Source organism: Cupriavidus sp. 05T313, assembly GCF_056396665.1.
Genome location: NZ_JBFTLX010000385.1, coordinates 1 through 4697, shown reverse-complemented (window position 1 = coordinate 4697; position 4697 = coordinate 1). Strand labels below are relative to the sequence as shown.

At 65.3% G+C, this 4697-nt stretch carries 1 protein-coding gene; it reads right to left on the bottom strand.

The genetic code is table 11. From position 1 onward, the window contains the following. On the bottom strand, window positions 1-4697 hold a 4697-nt coding region (locus tag AC1DKD_RS39320), incomplete at both ends, for a hemagglutinin repeat-containing protein (protein ID WP_477144573.1).

Sequence of the window (4697 nt, the reverse complement as noted above, 5' to 3'; positions counted from 1 at the left end):
GAGCCAGTGACAGCGCCAATTAGTACGTTCATCACGCGCTCTTGCAACTTAAGATCCTTCAGTTCAGCTTCGACAACCGCCTTCTCCTCCGTAGTCTTCACTTGCTTCAAGCGTGCTTGCAGTTCGGCACGTTCGGTTTTCACGTAGCTATCCACTGCCGTGTATGCTTGCTGCGAAAATGCTGCCGCGATCTCCGCCTGGGCCTGCACTTGCGCGACCAGCTTGCCGGCATCCCAGTCCTTGACAAGACCATTCGCGCTATCGCCAATGAGGATGTCTCGATTAATACTGGCAACCGTTTCTTCGACGGTCTTGCCTGTCATTGCCTTATGCTCAGTCTCGTTTCGAGCCTCGATAGCACCACCACTGATACCACTACGAGTGACGCTGCTGTCGCTGCCACTGATCCTGCTGTACCCGGGGGCCCCGGCACCGACGCTGTTGCCGAAGTTCTGCAGCGACCAGTCGCTGCCCTTGCCTGCGACATTAGTGGCTTTGGAGCTTTCCGATTGCTTGTCGGTCTCTTTTCCATCCGCCTTCTTGTCATCGCCGCTCACGCTGAAGCCACCCGATAGGCTCACACCAGTGGCCTTGTGCTTGCTGCGATTTTCGATATCGCTAACGGTCAAGGTGCCGGTGCTCACGCGGTTGAGACCATCCTTCACGGCCTGGTCTGTACTGGCGATGGCGGCCCCCTTGAGGTCGGTGTTGCCCTTGACCTTGACATCGAAACCGCCGTCGCCGGCCTGGATGCCGCTTTGCCCCCGGACGCTGGCGAAATCGCCGTCGACCTTGCTGTTGGAATAGCTGGCGCTGGCGGCAAAACCAACACCTACGGTGACGCTCCCACCAAGGCTTTGATCCTTGCTTTTAAAGGTACTGGTGTCTTGCAGGCTCTCGATATTGAGGTTGCCGCCGACATCGGCCACCACCTGTTTACCACTGGCCACCGCGCCGCGCAGGGTGGTGTCGCCGCCCGATTCCAGGGTCAGGCGTTCGCCCGCGTTGACATGGGCGTTGCTCCAGGTGACGTCCTTGCCTTCGCCCTTGCCTTTGGAGCCGCTGGCATTGGCTGTGACACCGAAGCCGACGCCATTGGAACCAACCGAGATGGCCACGCCGACGCCACCACTGGCGCTGCTGCTCTTGCGGTCGGTTTCGTTGGTGTTTTGAGCGGCCAGCAGGGTGAGGTCGCCGTCGGCCTTGAGGTGAGCGTTGCCACCGRCGCGGATGCGGCTGCCCTGGACAGTGAGGTCGGAATCCTGGCCGGCGCCAGTGGCACTGATACGCACGTCGCCGCCGGCAGCCACGGTGGAGCCGACGGCGGTGTCGCGGGTGCTGGTGAACTTGCTGTCGCTCTTGCTGCCGCCCACGGTGATTGAGATATTGAGGCCACCGGCCGCCTTGGGGTCGGCCTTGATGGTGTCGAGCGTATTCTTGGCCGTCAGCACGGTGGTTGCGGCGGCCAGTGCCTTCATCCGTGGATCCTCAGTCTTGCCAGCCGCACTCTTCATCTGCTCGGCAGCCTGCAAGGCCGAGATCACCGGTGCGGTCACCGCCACGGTCAGGCCGGACTGGCGGAATTTACTCTCCTCCGTGCTGCGCCCGCTTTCGCGAGTCTCGACGATATCCACCTTCCTGGCGTGGATATCGATATCCCCTTTGGGCGCCAGTACGTGGCTGCCGGTCTGCTGGTAGTGGTTGCCCGCGACCAGGGTAACGCTACCGCCGGTGGCGCCCACGGTGGAGGCCGCGGCGCTGGTGCTCATATCCTTCTTGCCTACGCTCTGCATCTGACTGCCGAGGGTGATTGCGACCCCGCCGTTGTAGAGGAAGCCGGTCTTGTCGGTGCGCTTGAAGTGGCTTTCGCTGCGGGTGTTGGTTGCGGCTTCTACCCTGAGGTCGTTCTTCGCCACGATGACGGTGCGCGCATCGGACACCACATTGCTGCCAGTGACCGTGACGTTCTGCCCCTGCACCGCCACGGTGTTGCCGCTGAAGGTGCTGGCTACGGCGTTGGTTTCCTCCACGCTGTTACGGCTGGTTTTGGTGGTGGAGCCGAACAGGCCGCTGCTCTTGTGCTTGCGGCCTTCGCTCCAGGTGCTTCCGGCCTCGCCGGCGACGATGTTGACGTCGCCTTGTGCCACGGCCACCAAAGCGCCTTTGTCGCTGGTGACGTTGGCGGCGCGGGCGTTGAGATCGCCGACGGCCTGCAGGCGAACGTCGCCTTCGGTTCGCACGGTGGTGCCAACATCCTGCCCATGGCCCTGTTTGAGGTAGTTGCTGGTGTTGCGGACGTTGTTTTCCTGCTCGGCGACCTGGACGGTGCCGAGGTTGAGGTCGCGCCCGGCGACGATGGCGGTCTTGCCGTCCTTGCCGGCATTGATGATTTGCGCGGCCATCAGGTTGGCGTCGCGCCCGGCCATGGCCACCAGGGTGCCGCCGGGGTTGCTGACGTACAGGCCGGCGGCGCGGTCGATGTGGGTGCGGCTGAAGTCGCTCAGGCCCGCCCGCTTGGCGTCGCTGTGGATGGTGGTGACCACATTGAGGTCGCGTCCGGCTGTCGCGGACAGCGCCTTGCCCGCATCCAGCGTACCGCCGATATTGTCCAGATCGTTGCGGGCCTTCAGGGCCACCGCGTCGCCTGTGATGCGGCCACCGAGGTTGCGCAGGTTCTCGCCGGTGAGCTTGACGGCGGTGCGCCCGGCGATGGTGCCGGAGTTGACCAGGTCGCCCTTCAACTCGAGGTCAATGCTGTCGGCGGCGATCAGCGTGCCATTGCCGTTGAGGTCGCCGGGCTTGACGCGCACGTAGACCTGCGGCACCAGGGCACGGCTGCGCGTGCCGTCGGCCAGGGTGACATCTTGCTCCACCAGYCAGACCATGTCGCTGGTGAGCTGGGCCATCTGCTCGGCGCTCAGCGCCACGCCGGGGCGCAGGCTCCAGGCCTTGGCATAGGTGCCGCCGGCTTCCAGCAGCGCGCGGTACTGCGCTTCGTCGCTGCCGTAGCCCTGGAGGAAGCGCCGGCCGGTGAGCTGGCCGATCTGGTCGCGCACCAGGCCCTGTTCGTAGAAGCCGTCGCCCAGGCGCTTGTGCATGGCGGCCGGGTCGTAGCCCAACTGCGACAGCAGGTAGTCGGAGCTGAGCCAGTTGCGGTAGTTGGCAAAGCGCGGGTCGGTTTCGATCAGGTAGCTGCCGCTGTCCGGCTGGACGCGGAACAGGCTGTTGGTGGGGACCTGGGTGTCGACGCCCACGGTACGGATCACGGCGGGGTCGTTGCCACTGGCGGCACCGACGCTGCTGCTCGTGCTGGCGCCCGGGCCGTCCGCGGATGCCGCGTCTTGTCCCTGGAGGGTGCCAGGGCCGCTGACGCTTCCCACCGCGGCCGCCACTTCGATGATCTCGCGCGAGCTGGCGCCGCCGGAGGTACCGCTGCCACCGGCGATGGTGCCACCCACGCCGCCGGTGTTGCGCCCGCCGACGCTGTAGCCACTGCCGTTGCTGGCGGTGTGTTGCTGGGCCTTGGACACGTTCAGGGGGATGGTCTGGATCGTGTCGGCGGGGGTGTAGGCGATCCTGCCGTCCCACTTGCGCTCGTGATACCACTTGAAGCCGCCGCGCCAGCGGCTGTAGGTGTACTGGCTGGTGCCTTGCTCGCGCTGGATGTGCTCGCCGAACACCTGTTCGTTCTTCAGGTTGTGCAAGTCGCCCTGCAAGGCGCCGCCGGCGAAGATGTGGCTTCTATCATTGGTCAGTTCGTCGCCGCGCAGCGTCATGTTGCCGCCGGAGCGCATCAGCGCCGGCGCGCTTTGGGTGACCTGGGTTTCGTACTCGGTGCGGGTGATGTCGTACTGGGTCCAGGCCTTCACTTCGGCGCCGGTCTGCTTGTTGCGGTAGAGGCCCGCTTTGCTCCAACGCTCCCAGGCGAAATCGCCAATATCGTGTTTGTTCGGGTCACCGTTGGGCTGCAGGTACATGCCCTTGGTCGGCCCGCCAACCTGCACCACCTCGGCGCCGAAGTGCAGGTTGCCGTTGCGCAGGCGGCTGGCGTCGATGGTGAGGCCGCCGAGGGATTCGATGGTGGCGCTGTCGTTGAGCAGCAGGCCAGCGCGGCCGGTGGCATGCCCTTCGGCATCGAGCGCCCCGCCGATATTCATGGCGTCGCTGCCACCACCGGCGCTGAAGATCAGCGCCTGTTCGCGGTTGTTGACAACGCCGGCGCCGATGTCGAGGCGCTGGCGCGCGGCGATGGCGGCGGCCTTGGTCTGGCCGTTGGCGTGCTCCTCGCGGTTTAGCACGCTCCCCGCCTGGATGCCGACATGGTCGCCGTAGATGCGCCCGGTGCCGACGTTATCGAGGGTGCCGGCTTCGATGCGGGTCCGGCCGCCGTCGATCAGGCCGCGGTTGCCCAGTGTGCCGCCGGCCGCCACCAGGGTGCGCCCGCCGCTGATCTGGCCGCTGGCGGTGTTGTCCACATGGCTGCCGCGGACTTCCAGGTCGCCGGCCTGCAAGGTGCTGCGGTTGGTCAGGCGGCCAGCGGTACTGATGAGCGCGCGACCGTTGGCGGTGATTTCGCCGCTATTGTCGAAGGCCTGCTGCAAGGCAACGGTCAGGTCGCCCTTGGAAAGCACGGTGATTTCGCCGCTATTGTCGAAGGCCTGCTGCAAGGCAACGGTCAGGTCGCCCTTGGAAAGCAC